The organism is Algibacter pacificus, assembly GCF_008033385.1.
Taxonomy (GTDB): domain Bacteria; phylum Bacteroidota; class Bacteroidia; order Flavobacteriales; family Flavobacteriaceae; genus Algibacter; species Algibacter pacificus.
In genome coordinates this window covers 1-22,675 of the sequence record NZ_VOGY01000007.1, presented here as the reverse complement: position 1 = coordinate 22,675, position 22,675 = coordinate 1, and the positions used below count along the sequence as shown (strand labels likewise).

General features: G+C 33.2%; 17 protein-coding genes. 11 read left to right on the top strand and 6 right to left on the bottom strand.

Translation table 11 applies throughout. The annotated features are described in order from the left end of the window. Positions 1 to 3: 3 nt before the first annotated feature. The 4 genes from FQU21_RS11415 (at position 4) to FQU21_RS11400 (ending at position 5,982) form a co-directional block, all read left to right on the top strand. Positions 4 to 1,458, top strand: a complete 1,455-nt coding sequence (locus FQU21_RS11415; RefSeq protein WP_147678143.1) for a RagB/SusD family nutrient uptake outer membrane protein — start codon at positions 4 to 6, stop codon at positions 1,456 to 1,458. An 18-nt stretch (positions 1,459 to 1,476) separates the two neighbouring features. Next, positions 1,477 to 2,427 carry a substrate import-associated zinc metallohydrolase lipoprotein gene (locus FQU21_RS11410; RefSeq protein WP_147678142.1) on the top strand — a complete coding sequence of 317 codons (951 nt, stop codon included), beginning with the start codon at positions 1,477 to 1,479 and terminating at the stop codon, positions 2,425 to 2,427. A gap of 46 nt (positions 2,428 to 2,473) precedes the next feature. Further along, positions 2,474 to 3,787: a DUF4302 domain-containing protein gene (locus FQU21_RS11405; RefSeq protein WP_147678141.1), complete on the top strand. Its 1,314-nt coding sequence runs from the start codon at positions 2,474 to 2,476 to the stop codon at positions 3,785 to 3,787. Positions 3,788 to 4,008: 221 nt separating this feature from the next. After that, a complete protein-coding gene (locus tag FQU21_RS11400; RefSeq protein WP_147678140.1) occupies positions 4,009 to 5,982 on the top strand; it encodes a putative porin in 1,974 nt (657 codons plus the stop codon). A 24-nt stretch (positions 5,983 to 6,006) separates the two neighbouring features. Here the strand turns inward: FQU21_RS11400 and FQU21_RS11395 are convergent, their stop codons facing one another. The 5 genes from FQU21_RS11395 to FQU21_RS11375 are packed head-to-tail and all read right to left on the bottom strand — an operon-like array spanning position 6,007 to position 11,628. Beyond that, complete coding sequence (locus tag FQU21_RS11395; protein WP_147678139.1) at positions 6,007 to 7,497, bottom strand: cellulose synthase family protein; 1,491 nt, start codon at positions 7,495 to 7,497, stop codon at positions 6,007 to 6,009. Continuing rightward, the gene (locus FQU21_RS11390) at positions 7,494 to 8,186 is read right to left on the bottom strand and encodes a glycosyltransferase family 2 protein (RefSeq protein WP_147678138.1); all 693 of its coding nucleotides are present in this window, start codon (positions 8,184 to 8,186) and stop codon (positions 7,494 to 7,496) included. Before FQU21_RS11390 ends, FQU21_RS11395 begins: the two co-directional genes overlap by 4 nt. Then, complete coding sequence (locus FQU21_RS11385; protein WP_147678137.1) at positions 8,183 to 8,659, bottom strand: toxin-antitoxin system YwqK family antitoxin; 477 nt, start codon at positions 8,657 to 8,659, stop codon at positions 8,183 to 8,185. Before FQU21_RS11385 ends, FQU21_RS11390 begins: the two co-directional genes overlap by 4 nt. After that, entirely contained in the window at positions 8,659 to 10,281 is a 1,623-nt protein-coding gene (locus FQU21_RS11380; protein WP_147678136.1) for a 4Fe-4S binding protein, read from the bottom strand. The genes FQU21_RS11385 and FQU21_RS11380 overlap by 1 nt, the downstream gene beginning before the upstream one ends. Before the next feature lie 3 nt (positions 10,282 to 10,284). After that, positions 10,285 to 11,628 carry an NAD(P)/FAD-dependent oxidoreductase gene (locus tag FQU21_RS11375; RefSeq protein ID WP_147678135.1) on the bottom strand — a complete coding sequence of 448 codons (1,344 nt, stop codon included), beginning with the start codon at positions 11,626 to 11,628 and terminating at the stop codon, positions 10,285 to 10,287. Positions 11,629 to 11,831: 203 nt separating this feature from the next. On the opposite strand from FQU21_RS11375, the gene FQU21_RS11370 reads away from it, so the two are divergent. From FQU21_RS11370 to FQU21_RS11345, 6 genes are all read left to right on the top strand, one after another. Further along, entirely contained in the window at positions 11,832 to 12,548 is a 717-nt protein-coding gene (locus FQU21_RS11370; protein ID WP_187269374.1) for a DUF547 domain-containing protein, read from the top strand. Between the two features lie 23 nt (positions 12,549 to 12,571). Then, complete coding sequence (locus tag FQU21_RS11365) at positions 12,572 to 13,483, top strand: hypothetical protein (protein WP_147678134.1); 912 nt, start codon at positions 12,572 to 12,574, stop codon at positions 13,481 to 13,483. Between the two features lie 36 nt (positions 13,484 to 13,519). Continuing rightward, positions 13,520 to 14,527, top strand: coding sequence for a glycoside hydrolase family 113 (locus FQU21_RS11360; protein WP_147678133.1), 1,008 nt, complete (start codon positions 13,520 to 13,522; stop codon positions 14,525 to 14,527). After that, positions 14,511 to 15,260 carry a hypothetical protein gene (locus FQU21_RS11355; RefSeq protein ID WP_147678132.1) on the top strand — a complete coding sequence of 250 codons (750 nt, stop codon included), beginning with the start codon at positions 14,511 to 14,513 and terminating at the stop codon, positions 15,258 to 15,260. Before FQU21_RS11360 ends, FQU21_RS11355 begins: the two co-directional genes overlap by 17 nt. Continuing rightward, entirely contained in the window at positions 15,260 to 16,519 is a 1,260-nt protein-coding gene (locus tag FQU21_RS11350; RefSeq protein ID WP_147678131.1) for a POTRA domain-containing protein, read from the top strand. The genes FQU21_RS11355 and FQU21_RS11350 overlap by 1 nt, the downstream gene beginning before the upstream one ends. Before the next feature lie 1,112 nt (positions 16,520 to 17,631). Beyond that, positions 17,632 to 18,033: a UPF0158 family protein gene (locus FQU21_RS11345; protein ID WP_147678130.1), complete on the top strand. Its 402-nt coding sequence runs from the start codon at positions 17,632 to 17,634 to the stop codon at positions 18,031 to 18,033. A 130-nt stretch (positions 18,034 to 18,163) separates the two neighbouring features. Here FQU21_RS11345 and FQU21_RS11340 read toward each other — a convergent pair whose 3' ends face one another. Continuing rightward, complete coding sequence (locus FQU21_RS11340) at positions 18,164 to 21,616, bottom strand: pyruvate carboxylase (protein WP_147678129.1); 3,453 nt, start codon at positions 21,614 to 21,616, stop codon at positions 18,164 to 18,166. A 203-nt stretch (positions 21,617 to 21,819) separates the two neighbouring features. Between FQU21_RS11340 and FQU21_RS11335 the strand changes: the two genes are divergently transcribed. Then, positions 21,820 to 22,551, top strand: coding sequence for a metallophosphoesterase family protein (locus tag FQU21_RS11335; RefSeq protein WP_147678128.1), 732 nt, complete (start codon positions 21,820 to 21,822; stop codon positions 22,549 to 22,551). Positions 22,552 to 22,675 lie beyond the last annotated feature (124 nt).

The window sequence follows — 22,675 nt, the reverse complement described above, 5'->3', positions numbered from 1 at the left end:
GCTATGAAAAAAAGATTTATAATAATACTTACTCTTGTTTCATTTTTCTCATGTGATTCATATTTGGATGAGGTTCCAGATAATAGGCAAGACGTAAAAACGTTGGAGGATATCTCTGAGTTATTAGTTTCTGCTTATTCTGAGGCAACTTACAATTTTATTGAAGCAAAAACCGATAATTCAACCTATATTATAGAAAACACCCAATATCCTTGGATGACAGAAAATTACAGCTACAAACCTGTTGTTTCATCTGAAGGGCAAGATACCCCAACTTACTTTTGGGATAATACATACACCGCTATTGCTCATGCAAACCAAGCTTTGGTTGGGTTAGAAGAAGTTGTAGGTGGCGATCAAGATTTTAGAAATGCATTAAGAGGTGAAGCTTTAGTGACTAGAGCATACAACCATTTTTTATTAGCAAATGTATTTGCTTTACATTACAGTGATGCTAACAAAGAAAAATTAGGTATTCCTTATATCACAGCTCCCGAAACAAAATTAAGCGTAGCTTATGATAGAGGTACTTTAGAAGAAACATACAACCTTATCGAGCAAGATTTGTTGGAAGGAATTTCTTTAATTTCAGATAGTTATTATGTTGGAACGGGTAAGTATCATTTTAATAAAAGTGCTGCTTATGCTTTTGCATCTCGATTTTACCTATTTAAAAAAGACTATGCTAAATGTATAGAATACTCGAATAAATTATTAGGAGAAGGCGTTGCCAGCTTAAATTTTGTGAGAGATATGGAAGAAGTGTATTCAGGTTCAGGGTCTGTAGTTTTGGCTAATAACTTTATAAGTGTTGATGAAGCAAGCAATTTATTAGTAGTTAGAAAAGAAAGTTTTTGGAATAGATACACCAGAGGTTTTCAACCTACGAATGGAATATTTAGTCAGATTTATGATTTCAATAATCCTCAAGGATCGTATGATTTTCGTGATTTAGCATACGGTTTTTCATCATCTTCAGCAAGAAACCCGCCTAAATACGTAGAGCTTTTTGAATATACTACTTCAACCACAGGTTTTGGATATTTTATAATGCCAGAATTGCGTAGTGAAGAAGTAATATTAAATAGAATGGAAGCCTATGTTATGTTAAATAGATTAGACGATGCTTTAAATGATTATAATGTTATGGCTCCTTTAAGATATGAAACAGGTGGGCAATTAACATTATCTGAAGTTCATGATTATTATGGAGGAACAGAACAAGAAGCTATGTTCAGTTTTGTAATATCAGAGCGCAGAAAAGAATTTCTAAGAGAAGGTTTACGTTGGTTCGATATTAAACGTTTAGAATTAGAGGTATATCATATTATTCAAACAGATGGTGATGGTTTAAACATTTTAGAAGATGTAACATTAGCTAGTGATGATCTTAGAAAGGCAGAACAAATACCAGCTAAAGCCATAGCAAACGGTATCGAGGAAAATCCAGGTTATTAATTATTAAAAAAATAAACAATGAAAAATATAATTAAATATTTTGCTATTATCACATTGGCTATGGTAAACATCCAGTGTAATACATCTGATGATAGTAATAGTAAATATGTGCAACCAGACACTCCAGATTTATCACATCCTAACGATCAATATTTATATGATAATAACGGAGAGAGTCTATTTGAAGTGTATAAAACAGCAACCCGTTGGAGATGGAATGATAATTTTATCGATCCATCCCAACGAGCAACACCAGTGTATTCAGATTTGGTGGTACCGTCAACCAAATTAGTAAATCATTTATGGATAGAACCTTATTCTACGTCTGGTGAAGGCGGAGAGCAATTAATAGCAGATTTATTTCCTGCAGAATTGGTTTACATTGGATCTTACATTTATAATGATGATGGTTCTAGGTTATTAGGATATGCCGAAGCTGGAGCCCGCGTTACCTTATTAAATTTAAATAGCTTAGATTTTTCTAACCGCACTTGGTTAGCCAACCCGGGTGGGGGCATTTTAGCAACGGTACATCATGAATTTTCGCATATTGTTCATCAAACTTATGGTATGCCTATAGGGTTTAGTTCCATATCTGAAAAGTATTTAGGGCAAAACTGGAGTAATGGAGTGTCTCGTGATGACGCTATAAAACTAGGTATGGTTAGAAACTATGGAACACTAAATGAATTTGAAGATTTTTGTGAAATAATATCTCATTTAGTAGTTGTAGACGAAGCTACTTTTGCCGAAGATTTTATTACACAACAAGATTGTTCGAGTTTAACCGATGAAGATGAAATAATAAACTGTCGAGAACTTAACGAAGGACGATTAAAAATTAAGCAAAAAGTTGATCTCGTATTAGATTATTATAAAACTAATTTCGATATAGATTTATTGAAAGTGAGAGACATCGTGCAGGAAAGATTGAATAACGTAGTAGAGACAGGAGAAATTCCTGATTAATGTTAAAAGGGCATTAATAGAAATATAATAACTTAAAAATATAACAATGAAAAAGATATGTAATCTTATTGGAAAAATAAGTATGTTTCTACTATTACTATTTGTATCTAGTTGTACAGATAATGATGTAGAACCATTATTCGAAAAATCTATAAAAGAAAGGACAGATGAGTTTATCACCATCTACCAAGATGTTTTAACTAAACCAGATAATGGGTGGGTTGGATATTATTCGCCAAACGAATCATTTGGAGCTTATGCTATGGTGATGAAATTTGATGCAGATGGAAATGTAAAAATAAATTCAGATTATGACGAGGGAATCCATGATAATACCATTACTTATAGGTTAGATAAAACCTTAAAAATTGAAATGGTCTTAGAGTCATACTCCGTGTTTAGTGAAATTTTTTCTTTAAATGATAATGCTAATCAAGGTGAGTTTGTATTCAATATTCTTTCTGTTACCGATGAAGAAATTATATTAGAAAGTAAATTAGATTATGGTAATGATGTTACCGTATGGACATTAACTCCAGCAGGTCCTACAAGTACAGATTTTGAACCCATATACAACTCGGCAGAAATGATAGCAGGTGATGGCACGAATTCTGTTTTTAGAAATATTTTATTAAACGATGACATTATAGCTACATTTAACTATAACGTTTCAACCAGACTCGCAACGGTTAGTTACCTTAAAGACGATTCTGTTGTTGTAGAGAATGCTCCCATAGCAATTACAGCTACAGGATTTAGTTTTTTAAAACCTTTAGTAATTAACGAAACCTCCTTAACAAGTTTTACTTTTAATGAAACTGAAAATCTGTATGAAAATACTACAGACGGGTTGAAAATTATTTATGATAATATTCCAGGACTACCTTTAACCCCTCCTAAGTTTGAAGGTTTTACTAATTTAAGATATAACTACGTAGATACAGAAAGATCAAGTAATGCTTTTAATGAACTTTATGCAAGAACTCAAGAAGACTTTACTAATGCTAACGGCGGTAGAACTATTTATAGATTTTATCTATACAATGTACTTCCTGCAGCAACAGCAGATCCTTACCTTTCCATACAATACTGGAGTGGAAGTACTAGCTATAGTATGAATTACTATTTAGAACGTGAAATTATTGATGGAAAAATGTACTTTGAAGTAACTGGGCAAAGTGGTAATGCTGAGAGCAGAGGCGCAACAGTAGTAGAGCTTGTAGATGCCATAGTTAAAAGTGTTTCTGGTTTTTACATGAAATATGATGGTACTTTTGCTACTTATACGAATCCTACTGTAACCATGATTAATGGAGATAATCCTAAATATGCTATTAATTATTACCAGTGGGGATCATAATTATTTGATTTTAATTAATATTTTATTTTAAAAAAACCGACTTTTAATACCTTTAAAAGTCGGTTTTTATTTTTACGGAACCCACTTATTTATCGGTACTGTTTTTATTTTAACAACTACTATAAATAATTCACAGCATTTTTAAACGTTATCATATTTTGTATTTACATTTGCAACGGTAATATTTGCGAAAGTAAAACCAAAGCAAGATTTTTGTATTTATGAATAAAATAGTTCTGTCATTCTTTTGTTTGCTGTTGTTTAATGTGTTAAACGCGCAAGAGGGACCACGTGAATTACCCAATGGGAAAGATTCTCGATCTCAAGAGCAGGATAGTGTAAAATCTCAAAGTAAACTATCCAAAGCGGTATTTGGAGACGATAAAGAAGGAAAACCTAAAATTCAAACCTACTTAATTATATCGTCAGAAAACGATACTACTTATGTAGATACCACGCTATCCATTAAAAAAGAGTATAAATTCAATTATTTACGAAAAGATAATTTTGGGTTAATTCCATTTTCAAATTTAGGACAAACCTATAATAGTTTAACCTACAATTTTAAAAACACGAAGTTAATGCCCGCCCTAGGAGCACGAGCAAGGCATTTCAACTTTATGGAAATTGAAGATATTAATTACTACCATGTGCCAACACCGTTAACCGAGTTAATGTATAAAACGGCTTTTGAGCAAGGGCAACTTCTCGATGCTTTTTTTACGGTAAATACCAGTCCGCGTTTTAATTTTTCAATTGCTTATAAAGGCATGCGATCTATTGGTAAATATCAGCATTTGGTAACAAGTACGGGTAATTTTAGATTTACATCAAACTATGTTTCAGAAAATAATAGATATCATTTACGTGGACATATTGTAACTCAGGATTTATTTAATGAAGAAAATGGAGGGCTCCAAGACGATAATGTGGCGTATTTTGAAGATGGAGAAGAAGAGTTTTTAGACCGTTCTATTTTAGAAGTAAACTTTGAAAATGCCAAAAGTATTTTAAAAGCTAAACGTTTTCATTTAGAGCATAATTATGCGTTTATTAATCAAAAAGATTCATTATCTCGAAATAATTTGAATTTAGGACATGTTCTTTCTTTTGAAGATAAGTATTTTGAATACAACCAAAGTAGTGCTACAACAGATATTTTTGGAGAAGCTTTTAAAAATTCAAGTTTAAAAGACCGTGCTACCTTAGAACATTTTCACAATCAATTTCAATTAAATTATAGTAATAATATTGTTGGAGATTTACAGTTTAATTTAGGTTACGATAATTTTAATTACGGGTATAATAAAGTGGTTATTTTAAATGGGAACACCATTACCAATAGACTTAAAGGCGACGTGGTTTCTGCTGGCGGAAAATATCATAAGCGTTATAAAGGTTTCGATTTATTGGGTGAAGCAGGGGTGAATATCTCTGGAGATTTTGATGGCAACTTTATAAAAGGGGAAGCTAGTTTTAGGTTAAATAATGATATTCAGGCCATTGCTTCTTTAAATCATAGTTCCAAAGCTCCTAATTATAATTTTTTACTGTATCAAAGCGATTATATAAACTATAACTGGCGGAATAATTTCAATAATACCGACACGCAACAATTGGCTTTTAAATTAAAATCGGATAAATTACTAAACCTAAGTGTCGATTATTCTACCATTACCGATTACACCTATTTTAAAACAGATGATGTTTCTGGCTTAGTAACACCAACACAATACGGCGGCACTATTAATTATTTAAGAGTGAAGCTCGATAAGGAAATTAGAGTTGGAAAATTTGCTTTGAACAACACCTTTATGTACCAAAATGTACAAAACGGAACCGGGGTGCTCAATGTTCCAGAGTTAAACATGCGTAACACGCTGTATTATGCGAGTAATTTGTTTAATAAGGCGTTGTATTTACAAACAGGGGTAACTTTAAATTATTTTACAAAGTATAATATGAATGCTTACGATCCTGTTTTAGCCGAGTTTTATGTGCAAAATGACCAAGAATTTGGTGAGTTTCCACGGTTGGACTTTTTCATAAACGCAAAAGTGCGCCAAACAAGAATTTTCTTAAAAGCAGAGCATTTTAATTCGGCTTTTACGGGGTATAATTATTTTTCGGCACCAAACAATCCCTATCGAGATTTTACAGTGCGTTTTGGACTGGTTTGGAATTTCTTCTTATAAAATATCAAAACAGAATATTTACAGTTAAGCCTTAGAAAATATAGATTTTACAAATACAAAACCGAAGCCTAAAAATAGCATCAGGTGAAAAGGGAAAAGTCCGAAATCGCCACCTTGGTCCCCAACAACAAAGGCACTATACATACCAAAAGCAAAATAAGCCATGAGTAAACCTTCAAAAATAACGTTGAACGACACCGTTTTTTTGATGTATTGATTGGTTTTCCAACTGTCTTTAATTTTACTGATGTTAAATTTTGGTGTGCGAACAAATTCACTCTTTTTCCCAATATGGCCTTCAATTACGGCAATAGTATTGTGTAATGAAAATCCCATGGCAATAGAGAAAAACACGAAAAACATACCAATGTAATTTACAAAGTTTTTTATTCCTCCACCGTAAATATTTTTATACATCACCCAGTAGCATATAAAAAATATGAGGGTGCTTATTACAAAGAAACTCATAACAATAAAATACCCTTTTAAGTGCGCATATTCGTTTTTAATGTAAAGCATAGGAATGCTTAAAATTGCTACTAAAAGAATATTAAAAAACATGGTACTATTTAGTAAATGTAACAAACCATGTATTTTGGTTTTTGTCGAAATGGTCTTGTTTTTTAAAACACGCCATTTCATTTTTTTGAAATTTTCGGCGCCACCTTTATTCCATCTAAATTGTTGCGATCTTGCGGCACTAATAACTACAGGAAGTTCGGCTGGAGTTTCTACATCTTCTAAATATTTGAATTCCCAATTTTTTAGTTGAGCGCGGTAACTTAAATCCAAATCTTCGGTTAATGTATCGCCTTCCCAGTTTCCTGCATCAAGGATACAAGCTTTACGCCATAATCCAGCCGTACCATTAAAGTTTATAAAGTGGCCTTTACTGTTTCTTCCCACTTGTTCTAGCGTAAAATGCGCATCGAGTGCAAAGGCTTGAATTTTAGTCAGTATAGAGTAGTTTCTATTTATATGTCCCCAACGCGTTTGTACCACGCCAATTTTTGGGTTTTTAAAATAAGGAACGGTTTGCTTTAACCAATCTTTTTTAGGGAGGAAATCGGAGTCAAAAATAGCAATAAATTCACCTTTGGCGATTTCTAACCCTTCTTTTAGTGCTCCGGCTTTAAAACCTACACGATTGGTTCTAGTAAGGTGTTTAATATCTAAACCAGTGGCTCGTAATTTTTCAATTTGAGCTTTTGTTGTTTCCACGGTTTCATCGGTAGAATCATCTAAAACCTGAATTTCTAATTTATCTTTTGGATACTCTATTAAGGCAATATTATCCAGCAAACGCTCCATAACATACATTTCATTATAAACGGGAAGTTGTATGGTAACAAAAGGGATTTCATCTGGATTTGTTAAATCGAATTTTACCGAGGAGTCTTCTTTTCTTTTCGCCGATAAATAATTAAACAGTAAGTTTAGTTGTGCTAGTGCATATATTAAAATAAGAAGCAAAGCAATGGTGTAAATGGTAATAATTATACTTTCTAAAATCATTTTTTTATACTGTATTTAAAAATCCATCCCAAGATTTTTACGCCTGCAAATATAGCGCCTTTTATTGTACCTGATACTTTAGAAACGCCTATTCTATTTCTGTAATTAACAGGAATTTCGGTATACGATAATTTTTGTTTTAAGGCTTTTAATTGCATTTCTACCGTCCATCCATAGGTTTTATCTTCCATGTTAAGAGCTAGTAATTTGTTGTATTTAATGGCTCTAAAAGGACCTAAATCGGTAAATTTTGCACCAAAAAACAAGCGCATTAAAGTGGTGGCTAGCCAGTTTCCAAACACTTGAGGCTTAGTCATAGATCCTGCTTCTCGTAGGGCTTTTACACGAGCACCAATAACAAAGTCTAAATTATCGTTAATTATTGGGGCAACTATTTTGGTAAGTTCCTCGGGGTAATCGCTATAGTCGCCATCTAAAAACACAACAATATCTGGTTTTTTTGAGGCTTTAGCAATATAATCCATACCCTTTAAGCAAGCATAGCCGTAACCTTTGTTGGTTTCTGTTAAAACGGTGGCACCAGCTTGTTTTGCATTAGCTTCTGTATTATCGGTGGAATTATTACTAACTACAATAACCTCATTAACCTCGGTAGGAATGTTGTTTATAACATGGGTTATGGAATCTGCTTCATTGTATGCAGGGATTATGACTTTTATGTGGGTCATCTTAAATTAAGTAGGTTGTTTTCTTTTTTAAAATCTTTTAGGTTGTGCCATGCTTTAATTTTTTTACCATCTACATATTTACTGGCCGAAACTATTTTTTGATTTTTATACATCAGGCAGTAGCCATTTTTTTTATTAAACTTAAGTTGGCATTTATGGTTAACTTGACCTAAGTTGTTGTAAAACACCCACCAATTAGTTTTTTGTCCGTTAGCATAGTGACCTTCCTTTTCTTTTAAACCATTTTGAGCGTAAAAATACCAATATTCCACAGGATTATTATTTGAAAAATGACCTTCTTTTTTAATTTTACCATTATCATAATAAAACTTCCAGTATTTTTCTTTTTTATTATTCTTAATCCATCCTTCAGACGCAATATTTCCATTGTTATAATATGCTTTTTGATAAGTAGTATCGTTTAAATTATTAAAAGCAATAAAAATTAAAATTAGATAGTAGAAGGAGGTCATTATTTTTTATTTACTAAATTCATTAAATCAACATCATTGCCAAGTAAAACATCTGTAGGGTTTATACGACCTGTTTCTGGACCGTTTTCTAATTTTAACACCCCTCTTGGGCATACTGCAGAACAAACACCACAGCCAACACAACTAGAGCGCACTATATTTTCGCCTTTTTGTGCATAAGCTCTAACATCAATACCTTGTTCGCAATATGTAGAACAGTTTCCGCAAGAAATACATTGTCCGCCATTGGTTGTAATTCTAAATCGTGATTTAAAACGTTGAACAAAACCTAAATATGCAGCTAAAGGACATCCAAAACGGCACCAGACACGGTTGCCAAAAATAGGATAGAAGCCCGTGCCGATAACTCCTGCAAAAATAGATCCTATTAAAAATCCATATATATCTTGTATGGTTTGGGTTTTAACACCTAAAACTTCACCTTGTCCAGAAAAGAATGTGTAAAGCGCGAAACCCGTCATGACTAAAACAAATATAAGTACAGAGTGAATTATAATACGTTCCATTCTCCACGACAATAATGTTTTGCTAGATAGTTGTCTATATGGATCGCCTAAAGTTTCGGCTAGACCACCGCAACCACAAACCCAAGAGCAGTACCATCTTTTTCCGAAGAAATATACCATAACAGGCACAACAACTATGGTTAAAACAATACCCCAAACTAAAATAAATAAACCAAAAGCACCACTATCTAAAAGTTCTTGTAGATTCCATTTAAAGAAAAAATCGTAATCAAGAGGAAAGGCATTTTTAAAATCGTACCAAGGTTTCTCAAAACGAACTAGAATTTCAGGGATTAAAAAGGCAAATACAATTTGAAAAAATAAAACAGATGTTGTTCTTAATATTTGGTATTTGTTATGGCGATATTTTATATACATTCTTATTGCCATAACCGTCATTACGGTGCAATATAAAAAACCGTATAAAAACCATTGGCTTGCAGGATTTCCGCTTATCGATTTACTTATAGGATCTACTAAATACACCCAGTTTACTATATAGTCTGGATAAAAATAAAGTAGAATGTAAAAAGTAACTAGAAATATAAACGCGAACCAACCAATCCAACCACGGTTTGTAGCTGCATTTAAAAAGATGCCATTGTTTTTAATTCCAGGTTTTCCAAGTAAAATAACATCTGGAATAATATACATGAGCGCTCCAATAATGGCCAAACCAAAGGTTAGAAACCACATTAGTCCTGTGCTGTCCGGAACAGGCCCTTTTCCTGCAGCTTTGGCTAAAGAAAAGCTTAAACTATGCGGTTTTCCCGATATTTTATATTGAAATTGCTCTCCTTTTTTATCCCAGTTTTTTTCAGAATCATATTTTTTAATAAGATCATCATAATGTTTGTTCGATGCGGCGTAGGCACCTATAACACCACTCGAAAATTGAAAAATATTTAAACCTTCAGAGGTTACAATGGCTTTTTGTAACTCGTCTGCTATTATTTCGCTTTTATAATTTTTTTCTTTTAAAAACGTATCTAACTCAGCTTGTGTTAAGTTAAATGAGCCTGTAAAAATGGTTCCTATAAATATGGCGAGGCCTAATAGAAAAAGGCTTAACCCGGTTTGTTTTATTGCTTTCATATCTTATGATTTGCTAAAAATACGTTTCCAGCTTTTCTTTTTTAATTGAATGTTAGTATTGTTTTCTTGGTTGAATTTTGCAACGATTTCCTTTTCGTGAAGTTTGTAAAATTCAGGGTCGAAATTAGCGTCGGCTAAATGTTCTAAAACGTAATCTACCGTACGATTTACATTTAAAATTTTGTCAAAAAATTCGTGACGCATACGAATTCCAAAGGTGTTAATTCCAATAAATTCGCGAGTAGTTTTATCATAATTTAAGTGAATGCATTTTTTACCGCTTTCGTGCTCCCAATAAAATCGAGATTCATGGTCTTTGGTTTGTGCCCAAACCCAACCATAAGTTTGGTATTCTATATCGATAAACTTAGCAGAGTTAAACCAATGCCCAGGTTTGTATTGTATTTTATTATCACAAATAGTTTGAGCTATGGTTTCCCCCATCATACGGCCCGTGTACCAAACGGCTTCAATAGGGCGGCGTTGGGCAATACCTTCGTGTTGTTCGGCACAATCACCAATAGCGTAAACATCTTTTATATTGGTTTCTAAATAGCGATTTACTTTTATTCCGCGTCCGATTTCAATTTTAGAATCTTTTATAAAATCTATGTTTGGAGATACACCAGCGGTTAATCCAACAACCTGGCAAGGAATCTCTTCTCCAGTTTCATCAATAATAATCGATTTTACTTGGCCGTTCTCATCAGCAACTATTTCTTTTAAGTTGGTTGAAAGCCTTAAATCGATACCGCTACTTAAAATTTCTCGGTTTATCATATTACTTTCACCTTCAGGTAAAACACCATTCCAAAAACTATTCTCTCGTACTAAGAAAGTTACAGGAATATGTCGTGAGTGCAACATTTCGGCCATTTCAATACCAATTAATCCACCTCCAACAATTACGGCACGTTTGCACACCTTATTATTGGGTGCATATTTTTCTAGATTTTCTAAATCTTGTTTATGGTACATCCCCATAACCCCATCTAAATCTTGACCAGGCCAACCAAATTTGTTAGGTTTACTTCCAGTAGCTATAATAAGTTTATCGTAGCTTAAAAATCCGCCATCTTCAAAATGGAGCGTTTTGTTTTCCGTGTCAACGGTTTTAACAAAAGCTTTTTTTAGTTCTATGCTGTTCTTTTTCCAAAACCAGTTCTCATAGGGCTGCGTATGTTCAAACGTCATATGTCCCATGTATACATACATAAGTGCGGTTCGAGAGAAAAAATATTCGGTTTCAGCCGATATAATAGTAATTTTTTTGTCAGAAAGTTTTCTAATGTGTCGCGCTGCGGTAACACCCGAAATTCCATTCCCGATTATAACAATATGTTCCATAATTTTTTAGAATTGTGATTCTTTAGGTCGTTTTAAAGGTAATAACTTAACTTTAGTAGTTAGTTTATAATCATTTTAAATAGAAGTTTTCTGTAAGGGCAACTTTGTTTTACAGACTTTTAAAAAAACTTTTTCAAACTGTAAGGTGGCTAACAAATTAAAAAAAAGAAGAACCTTTACTTTGTATCATTAAAATTTATAAAATGAAAAAACATATTATTGTATTATTTGCCATGGGCATATTATCTGTTACCAGTTTTGCTCAAAACACTAACGATTTCTTTTCTAAAGCCGATGCTTTTTTTAAAACCTATGTGCTTAACGGAAAAGTTAATTATGCTAAAATACACAGCGAACCTCAAACTTTGATTGAGGTTTTAAAGCTAGCCGAAGGTATTTCTGTATCAAAAACAGATGCAAATGTTTATCAGGCATTCTGGATAAACGCTTATAATTTATCAGTAATAAAAGGGATTATAGATAACTATCCGTTAAACTCTCCTTTAGATAAAAAAGGCTTTTTTGATAAAACAACATATCCTTTAGGTGGTAAAAACACAACCCTAAATAATATAGAACATAAACTGTTACGTGAGGTTTTTAACGATGCAAGATTTCACTTTGTATTAGTATGTGGCGCTATAGGTTGCCCGCCATTAATAAGTAATGCGTATTTGCCTAATACATTAGATAGCCAAATGACGAAACAAACTAAAATTGCCCTTAACGGAAGTTTTTTAAAAGTAAATGTTAAAAAGAAACGTGTTGAGGCATCTCAAATTATGGAATGGTATAAAGGTGATTTTACCATGAATGGAAAAAATGAAATTGACTTTATAAACCTTTACAGAACTGAAAAAATACCTGCCAATTATAAATTGAGCTACTTCTCTTATAACTGGAAAACTAACGCACTTTAAAACAAATTTTAAAACACAGCATGATGAAAAAAACACTAACAATTTTACTGTTAACTATATCTTTAGTAGGCTTTGCTCAAGAAGATACTACTGAAAATAAAAAAAGTAATATTCAAACCTATACACCATCAAAACTATTAAGTAGTGGCCAATGGGATATAAAATGGTTTAATAATTTATATACGGAAACCAAAGATTTATTTGGAGAAAATGGGGCAAAACAAGATAAGGATAGAGAAACCTTTTTCACGTCTACATTAGATGTTTTTACTGGAATTTCAGCTAATAGTAAATTAAATGTTGGGTTATTATTAGAGTTTCGCTCTAATGTTGTTGGTGGTAGAGACGCTTTAGATGTTTTTAAATTTGATGGAGAAACAAATTCCGCACGTTCTGGTTTAACCTCTTTTGCTCCGGCCATAAAATTTAATCCTATTAAAGGTGTGGGGAATTTTACAATTCAAACTGCTTTTCATATTCCTTTAATAGATAATGAAACTGAAAACAATGTTTTTTTAGATCAAAAAGGGTTTATATTTCAAAATCGTTTTTTCTATGATTACAGTTTTTCTGGCGGAAAATGGCAATTGTTTTCAGAGCTTAATTCAGAATTCAACTTTGGTAAAAAATTAGAAAGAGATAGCTCTGGAATTCAAGTAGGAGGGAGTTTTGCAAACAATAGTTTACGCTTAACTCCGGGTGTATTTTTAAGTTATTTCCCGAGTTCTAAATTTACTGTATTAGGGTTGATACAGCACTCACAATTAATTGATGCTGGAAATGATTTCTCTCAGGATTTTACAGCACTTGGAGGTGGTTTAAAGTATCAATTAACAGATGTTCTTAATGTAGAAACCCTTTATACAGGTTTTGTGAGAGGTAATGATACTGGGCTAGGGCAATCTTTTAACATAGGTTTAAGAGCATTGTTTTAATGTTTAGTAGTAAATTAGGAGCTAAAAAACTTTTTAATGAAAAGAAATATACTTCTGGTTTTACTTACCCTGTTTGTTTTACAGCGTTGTAATGCTCAACCAAAAAAAATAAATGGTGTTAGTTTTGTTGCCTCTCGAGAAGCAATATCTCAAAAAAATGTAATGCCCGTTGTTAATGTAAATGCCAATTTTGCTGCCGTTATGCCTTTTGGTTTTATTAGAGATATTACGCATCCCGAAATTGTTTATAACACGCATAGACAATGGTTAGGCGAAACTAAACATGGCGCACAGCAATATGCCGTAGAGCTAAAAAAACACGATATAAAAATAATGATTAAACCCCAAATTTGGGTAAGTCATGGGGTTTATACCGGGCACATAGAAATGGCAACGGAAGCGAATTGGAAGGTTTTTGAAACATCGTACTCTAAATTTATTTTAGAATATGCCAAGTTAGCCGAAGAATTAAATGCCGATATTTTTTGTATAGGTACAGAATTAGAAAAATTTATAGCCAATAGACCTGTATATTGGACTAATTTAATAACTGAAATTAAAATGGTTTATAAGGGGAAACTGACCTACGCTGCTAATTGGGATGAGTTTAAAAGTACACCTTTTTGGGATAAACTAGATTATATTGGTATAGATGCTTATTTTCCCGTAAGCGAAAGCAAAACACCAACAGTTGCCGAATGTATGGCTAACTGGGGGACACATAAAGCGGTTATTAAAAGCACATCAGAAACTTATAAAAAGCAGATACTATTTACCGAGTTTGGTTATCGAAGTGTAGATTTCACAGGTAAAGAACCTTGGCGTAGTGATCGAGCAATGAATTCTGTAAACTTAGAAGCTCAAACCAACACTTCTGAAGCATTGTTTAAAACCTTTTGGAAAGAAGATTGGTTTGCAGGCGGATTTATTTGGAAATGGTTCCATAACCATGAAAGTGCGGGTGGAGAAAATAACTCCAGGTTTACACCACAAAATAAACCTGTAGAACAGATAATCAAATCGCATTATGAGGCATATCGGTAAGTTAAAATATGTTATTATATACTTAATTGTTAATGCTTGTACAAGCAATGATAGTGGAGAATTAGTTTTAAATAATAACACTATTTTATCCCAGTTTTTAAGTGCGGTAGTTCTCGAAGAAGATGCTGTAATAGCCTGTGCCGCTAGCAGTGAAAAGAATACTAATCTTGTTAATGTTTATTTTTATCCAGAAGAAGGTGCGAGTCAATTTAAATTATATGAAACCAATGAGTTTGAAATAGACGGTAAGGATTTTTCAAAATATCATTTTATAGATTTACCAACCAAACCTCTTTTTAATGGAGCGTTGCGTTTTTTCGAAACGACATCTAATGCCGCTTGGTTTACGGTGGTTTATCAAATAGACGATGTGGTTAAAGTAGCCACCCCAATTCGAAATAAAAAAAGCAATCAACCATCTCAATGGGTTAATGAGGTTAATATTAATCAGCAAGAAACCGGAATGCCTTTATTTTCATGGGATATTCTTTCCGAAGAAAACAATGCTATTTTCTTTGAGGTTTTAACTACAGAGAGTTCTGATTTGATCTCAGGAACTTACACCTATAAAAATCAATTTCAATATTATAAACTAGATAATGTGGTGCTCAATATTACTCCAAATACACCGCCAAATTTAATATCGGGAAATAATTATATATTTACAGTAATGGACGTGAGCATCGATAATTGGGTAAACCAAGTGATCATGACGCCATTTACTGTTGAATAATGAAAAAAACAATTCTTTTTATTTTATTAATAACCTTTGCTCATGGTATGGCGCAAAACCATATGGTCGCCGATTTAAAAATTCAAGGGAATAATAAATTAAAAACGAGTTTTATTAAACGTTTAGCATCAATAAAAGGTGGTAGCGCTTTAGATTCTACTATTATTGAACAAGACATTAAGCGGTTAAAAAGGTTACCATCTGTTGCACATGCTTATTACCAAGTTTTTTTTGCGGAAGATGGTAAGTATAATGTGTTTTATGGTATTGAAGAAAATTTTACACTCATTCCTTCACTTCATATTTATACCACTAATAACGATGAGTTTGCTTACCGCATAGGTTTAGCTGATTTTAATGCCTTTGGAAGAAATATTGCCATTGGAGGCTTTTATCAAAAAGATGTTTTTAAAAGTTACGCTTTAAATTTTAGAGCGCCTTATTTGTTTTCCAAACGGCTAGGTTTGGCTTTTAATTTACAAAGTTTAACCACATTGGAGCCTGTGTTTTTCAATAATACATCGGCTAATTATAGGTATAATAATAAGTCTGTAGAGGTTTCTGGTCTTTATGAATTCAATTTTAGTAATAAACTGGAAATTGGGTTTAACCGTTTTGAAGAAGATTACCAATATCAAAATGGAGAAACTAGTGAAAATGTTCCGCTAGAGCTCAATATTCCAAAATGGCTTATAAAGGGAATTTACGATTATAACACCTTAGACTATTATTACCAATATATTTCTGGATTCCGAAGTCAGTTTAATTTTCAGTTTGTAACGTCTAATCAAAAAGGTATGGAAGATTTTTATATTGGCTGGAACGATTTTTTTGTTTTCAAACGCGTTGGCCAGAAAGGGAATTGGGCAAACAGAATACGTCTAGGTCTAGCATCTAATAATGATACACCTTTTGCGCCTTTTTCTGTAGATAATAACGTAAATATTCGTGGCGTAGGGAATACTATAGATAGAGGTACGGGAGTAATTGTGGTAAATACAGAGTACCGCCATACGCTTTTTGAGAAAAAATGGTTTGTTTTACAAGGTAATGCTTTTATAGATGCAGGTTCTTGGAGAAATCCGGGAGGCGAGCTTTCCGATTTTAGTAAAAGCAAAAACATGAAGTTGTATCCAGGAATTGGGGTACGCCTTTTTCATAAAAAAATATATAATGCGGTGTTTAGAATAGATTATGGCTATGGAGTTTCTAAAGGTGCCACACAGGGTTTAGTGTTTGGTATTGGTCAGTATTTTTAATTTTTCGAATGGATATAGAGCAAAACTTAAAGTAAGAAAAATGACTAAAAAAGTGAACTAAAAATACTCGTTAGCAACACTAAGGCTTCATGCTCAAGCCTTAATTAATTATAAATATTATTGCTATTAATTTTTCGGGAACTCTTAAATTTTAACGAAATCAATAGGATAAAAGTTAAATTTAATAAAACCTTTATTAAATTTAACTTTTATTGTAGGAATAAAAAAACAATAAGTTGTAGCAAAGCTACACTTGTTGTTTTGCTAAGATTTTTTTAAATCCCTTCACTACCGATACTAATTTTTTACACCTTTAAAGTGCGATTAATAATGGGAAACCAAGTGTATTTCGTGTAGCAAGCATTACAAGAATACGATTTTGCTCCTGGAATTAATTTTGGAAGTAGTTTTCTTTTCGTTCGATGTCGATAAGGAGACTTACATTTTGGACAAATTTTCATATGTAGGATTTTTTTTGGTTGGTAAGTGCAATGTATTAAAAACCAGTAATCTATACAAAGTTTTATGTGTTAAAAAATTATAAAAAATAACGTTATGGATTTTAGATAGTTTTTAATGAAAAGTAAGTTTAAGACAATGAAAGGGTTACAAGTTTAAAGCAATCTTTATAATAAGTGTTTGTATCTATGAGATGAAAAAAAATGTCAGTTTAGTATAAATAATCTTAAGGTTCAAAATCATTCCAGTTGTTGTATTCAAGAATGTATTACATGTTACCGATGTTTAATTTTTGAAATTGTAAAAAAACTATTCGTAAAATCCTTTTTGTTAACGGAGCTTACGGTTTTGAAAATATTGAAAAAATAAATGTTTCAAACAATGCTGAAACTGTTACAATTACATTTATTTCAGAAGGTACTATCAAGGCTTATAGGGATGTTCTATGGCTGAGGAAAACGAAATTGTTAATTTAAAGATTAGTGTTTCGGAAATTTATATCTTTGATTTTAAAGTCGATGCTGAATGAAAAGATAGCGATTGTTCTAGTTTTACAACCTATAACGACATAGTATTTACAGCATTAGAATTTAAAATAGTAGTGCATGGGGGTATAAAATCCTTGTGGAGTAAACCCTTTTTAAAATAGTAGAATGAAAGTGTCTAAATCCATATTAAACAAAATCGCGCAAGAATTAGATTGCGGAAACACCTGTTATTATAATACTAAAACAGACGAAATTATTAGTATCCCTTATTTTTCGGATATGTGGGACGAAGATGATTTTAAAGAGGCTTTTGAAATCGAATTGAAACAGGTGAAAAAACAAAAAAAGGATTTAATAAAATTGGAAGGGTTAGAAAGTTTTGAGTCTTTTAAAATTATGGAACAGTTTGTTGGTCAATTACCTGATGAAGCACTTAAAGGGGAATTGGAATTTGTTTTAGCAAATAAAAAACCTTTTCAGAAATTTAAATATCTCGTTGAGGAATCCAATTTTAGAACAAATTGGTTCGAGTTTAAACAAAATGCACTCGAAAAAATAGTAGAGTAGCGCTTAACTATTGAATAACTCAGCGCAAAACGCTTATAAAAAAGAAAGCTGTAAGTTTATCATGTTCCGTTTTTCTTGTGGAAATCTTCGCATGTAAACTTGCAACTTTTTTATTAGCGGTTATTTGGGTTTAATCTAAAACCATTACCAAATCATCAGAGTTTACCATAAACCCTGTTTTAAGAATAATTTTCTTCACCGTAGCGTCTTCTGTTGCCGTAATGGTAGTTTCCATTTTCATGGCTTCAATAATAAATAGCGGTTGGTTTTTAGTGACTTTATCGCCTTTTTTTACCAAAATAGTCGAAAGCATTCCTTGTAGCGGTGCGCCAATTTCATTAGCATCCGCTTTATCGGCTTTTATGTTTTCAACTTTATTAACTTTAATGGACGTGTCTTTAATTTCAACACTTCGGCCTTGGCCATTAACTTTAAAATACACTTTAACCATGCCTTCATCATTAGCTTTTCCTATGGAATCTAAAGTAATTAATAAGGTTTTTCCTTTGTCCAATTCAACAATGGTTTCCTCTCCAATTTCCATACCGTAGAAAAAATTCTTGGTAGGTAAATTCATCAGGTTATCATATTTTAAATGCTTGTTAAAAGCATCGGTAAATACTTTGGGGTAAAGTTGATAGGATAGAAAATCGGTATAATCGATACGGCGACTTAAATCGTATTCAAATATTTTTTTGAAGGCTTTAAATTCTTGATCAATATCAATAGGTGGAATATGCGCATTCGGTCTATTGGTGTATGGTTTTTCATCTTTTAAAATTAATTTTTGAAGCGCTTCGGGGAATCCTCCAACAGGTTGCCCCAATTCACCTTTAAATAAATCCACTACCGATTGCGGAAAGGAAATAGTGTCCCCTCGTTCTTTTACATCTTCAATGGTTAAATTGTTGCTCACTAAATATTGCGCCATATCGCCAACCACTTTGGAACTTGGTGTTACTTTTATAATATCGCCAAAGAGCTTGTTTACTTCGCCGTACATTTTGGTGATTTCGTGAAAGCGATCTTCCAAACCTAAGCCTCGAGCTTGCGGTTTTAAGTTAGAGTATTGTCCGCCCGGAATTTCATGTTTAAAAACTTCTCCCGAACCCGATTTTAAGCCCGATTCAAATGGATAATAATACTCTCTTACGGTTTCCCAATAATTAGAATATTCATTTAAAGAATCGATATTAATGTTACTAGCACGGTCTTGAAATTTTAGCATTTCGACCACCGAGTTAAAGTTGGGCTGCGAGGTTAAACCCGATAAACCACCAAGTGCAACATCAACCACATCAACACCCGCTTCAATCGCTTTTAAATAGGTAGCCGATTGAATGGATGAGGTATCATGCGTATGTAAGTGAATAGGAATATTTAGCTCCGATTTTAATGCCGAAATAAGCTCGTAGGCCGCATAAGGTTTTAGTAAACCGGCCATGTCTTTTACGCCTAAAATATGAGCACCAGCGCCTTCTATTTCTTTGGCTAAATTGACGTAATATTTTAAGTTGTATTTGGTGTTTTCGGGATTTAAAATATCATTGGTATAGCAAATAGAACCTTCGGCTAAACCACCAGTTCTTGTGCGTACATGTTCTATGCATGGTCCAAGCGATTTCATCCAGTTTAGGGAATCGAAAATTCTAAAAACATCCACCCCATTTTCCCAAGATTGGGCTACAAATTCGCCAATTAAATTATCGGAATACGCCTTGTAACCCACGCCGTTAGAACCACGAATAAGCATTTGTAACAGGACGTTAGGCATGGCTTTACGTAACATACGTAAACGTTCCCATGGATTTTCTTGAAGAAAACGCAAGCAAACATCAAAGGTGGCACCGCCCCAAACTTCCATACTAAAAATATCGGGATGGTTTTTAGCGTAACCTTCGGCAACCTTCATCATATCGTAAGTTCGCATGCGTGTGGCCAATAAACTTTGGTGCGCATCACGCATGGTGGTGTCGGTAAAATGCACTTTTTTCTCATGCATTAACCATTGCGAGAATTTTTCGGGGCCTAATTTGGTTAATAAATCTTTGGTACCTTCTGGGTAAGCCGCATTGGCATCGAACTTTGGAACTTTAGGTTTTATAAAGGTTTTTGAGTGATCTATTTTTTTAACGTCGGGATTACCGTTTACAATAACATCGCCTAAATAGGTGATGAGTTTTGTGGCTCTATTTCTGGGCGCTTTAAATATGAATAAATCCGGATTAGCTTTAATGAAATTAACAGTAACCAGGCCTTGTCTAAATGTAGTATGTTTTAAAATATTATCAAGAAAAGGCATGTTGGTTTTTACACCACGAATTCTAAATTCGGCCAAAGCCCGACGAATTTTTCTACTAGCACCATCGAGGGTTCTGCCGTGTGCCGTAACTTTTACCAGCATAGAATCGAAAAACGGTGAAATAGTAGCACCTTGATAAATACTTCCTGCATCTAAACGAATGCCAAAACCAGACGCACTTCGGTAAGCAGAAACCGTTCCGTAATCGGGTTTAAAATCATTTTGAGGATCTTCGGTGGTAATTCTACATTGTAATGCATAACCATTGATATGAACGGATTCTTGACTCGGTATTTTTATTTGCTCGTCCGATAGTTTATAACCACCAGCAATAAATAGTTGGGTTTTTATTAAATCAATATTCGTAATCACTTCGGTAACGGTGTGTTCCACTTGTACCCGTGGGTTTACTTCAATAAAATAGATAGAATCATCATCGTCTACCAAAAACTCAACCGTTCCAATATTATTGTAATTTACGGCTTTACAAATTTTAATAGCATAGTTGTAAAGGGCCTGTTTGGTTTCATCTTTTAAGCCAAAAGAAGGCGCAAATTCAATCACTTTTTGGTAGCGTCTTTGCACCGAGCAATCGCGTTCAAATAAATGAACGGTATTGCCGAAACTATCGGCAACAATTTGAATTTCTATATGTTTTGGATTTTCTACAAATTTTTCAAGAAACACGGTGTCGTCACCAAAAGCATTTAGAGCTTCACGTTTACTTTCGTTAAAAGCCCCTTTAAGTTCGTCTTCTTTTCGAATCACCCGCATGCCACGTCCGCCGCCACCAGATGCTGCTTTTAGCATTATTGGGTAGCCAATTTTTTTAGCTTCCGAAAGCGCTACATCAATACTAGTTAACGGGGCGGTATTACTTTGAATAATAGGGATGTTATTTTCTACAGCAACGGTTTTTGCCGTAATTTTATCGCCTAAAGCTTTTAAAACCGATACTTTTGGTCCAATAAAAATAATGCCGTTATCTTCACAGGCTTGTGCAAAATCGGCATTTTCCGATAGAAATCCATAACCAGGATGAATAGCATCGACTTCATTTTTTAGCGCCGTTTGTATAATAGCGTCAATATTTAAATAGGGTTTTAAAGGTTCGTTATCTTCCCCAATTTGATAAGATTCATCCGCTTTGTAGCGGTGTAGAGAATAACGGTCTTCAAAAGTATAAATACCAACGGTTTTAATATTAATTTCAGTGCAGGCTCTAAAAATTCTAATGGCAATTTCGCCTCTATTAGCAACGAGTACTTTTTGTATTTTCAATGCGAGTGGTTTTAATTAGTATAAGTTTTGTTTGGTATTAAATATAGAAAAATTATTTGTAATAGGTTTCTTTATAGAGTGTTATAATTATTATATAATCAGTTGTTAAACGGTAAAATTGTTATATAATTTTTAATCTAAATTTAATCTGTCTGTTTTTTAATATTATTTATATTCTATTAGCTTTGCCAAAAAAAATACAGATGCGAACAATTGCAATTGGAGATATTCACGGAGGATTAAAAGCGTTAGTTCAACTTTTAAATAAGTTGGAAATAAAAGACGAAGATCACCTTATTTTTATGGGTGATTATGTTGATGGCTGGAGTGAGGCAGCTCAAGTTGTTCAGTGTTTAATTGATCTATCGGAAAAAATAGACTGTATATTTATTCGTGGAAATCATGATGTTTGGTGTCAACAATGGTTAAAAACAGGAAAAGTAGACCAAACGTGGTATGTGCATGGGGGAAAGGAAACCATGGCGAGTTATCAAGGTTTTACAGATGAAGAAAAACAGGCGCATATTTCCTTTTTTGATAACTTAAAAATGTATCATTTGGATGAACAAAACCGATTGTTTCTGCATGCTGGTTTTACCTCTATGCACGGTGTAGAAAAAGAAGTGCATCCGCCAACCTTGTATTTTGATAGAACCTTATGGGAAATGGCTTTAGCGATTGATAATAATTTAGAAGTTGATTCTTATTTTTACCCTAATAGACTAAAACATTATCACGAAATATATATAGGGCATACGCCAACGACTAATTTTAAATGTGATACACCAATGAACGCTGTTAATATTTGGAATGTGGATACTGGTGCGGCTTTTAAAGGACGTATTTCGGGTATGGATATTGATACCAAAGATTTTTTACAAAGTGATCCGGTTTATGCATTATACCCAAATGAAAAAGGGCGTAATAAGGATTAGTTTTTTTAGAAAAGTTTGTCATGTCGACGTTAGGAGACATCACATAATCATGGTTTTAGTTGCTTGTGAGATGTCTCCTTTGTCGACATGACAAAAAACAAAAGCGATGATTTTTTAGCGCGGA

Coding starts and splice junctions, on each gene's coding strand:
- FQU21_RS11415 (WP_147678143.1), top strand. CDS start 4: ATGAAAAAAAGATTTATAATAATACTTACTCTTGTTTCATTTTTCTCA.
- FQU21_RS11410 (WP_147678142.1), top strand. CDS start 1,477: ATGAAAAATATAATTAAATATTTTGCTATTATCACATTGGCTATGGTA.
- FQU21_RS11405 (WP_147678141.1), top strand. CDS start 2,474: ATGAAAAAGATATGTAATCTTATTGGAAAAATAAGTATGTTTCTACTA.
- FQU21_RS11400 (WP_147678140.1), top strand. CDS start 4,009: ATGAATAAAATAGTTCTGTCATTCTTTTGTTTGCTGTTGTTTAATGTG.
- FQU21_RS11395 (WP_147678139.1), bottom strand. CDS start 7,497: ATGATTTTAGAAAGTATAATTATTACCATTTACACCATTGCTTTGCTT.
- FQU21_RS11390 (WP_147678138.1), bottom strand. CDS start 8,186: ATGACCCACATAAAAGTCATAATCCCTGCATACAATGAAGCAGATTCC.
- FQU21_RS11385 (WP_147678137.1), bottom strand. CDS start 8,659: ATGACCTCCTTCTACTATCTAATTTTAATTTTTATTGCTTTTAATAAT.
- FQU21_RS11380 (WP_147678136.1), bottom strand. CDS start 10,281: ATGAAAGCAATAAAACAAACCGGGTTAAGCCTTTTTCTATTAGGCCTC.
- FQU21_RS11375 (WP_147678135.1), bottom strand. CDS start 11,628: ATGGAACATATTGTTATAATCGGGAATGGAATTTCGGGTGTTACCGCA.
- FQU21_RS11370 (WP_187269374.1), top strand. CDS start 11,832: ATGAAAAAACATATTATTGTATTATTTGCCATGGGCATATTATCTGTT.
- FQU21_RS11365 (WP_147678134.1), top strand. CDS start 12,572: ATGAAAAAAACACTAACAATTTTACTGTTAACTATATCTTTAGTAGGC.
- FQU21_RS11360 (WP_147678133.1), top strand. CDS start 13,520: ATGAAAAGAAATATACTTCTGGTTTTACTTACCCTGTTTGTTTTACAG.
- FQU21_RS11355 (WP_147678132.1), top strand. CDS start 14,511: ATGAGGCATATCGGTAAGTTAAAATATGTTATTATATACTTAATTGTT.
- FQU21_RS11350 (WP_147678131.1), top strand. CDS start 15,260: ATGAAAAAAACAATTCTTTTTATTTTATTAATAACCTTTGCTCATGGT.
- FQU21_RS11345 (WP_147678130.1), top strand. CDS start 17,632: ATGAAAGTGTCTAAATCCATATTAAACAAAATCGCGCAAGAATTAGAT.
- FQU21_RS11335 (WP_147678128.1), top strand. CDS start 21,820: ATGCGAACAATTGCAATTGGAGATATTCACGGAGGATTAAAAGCGTTA.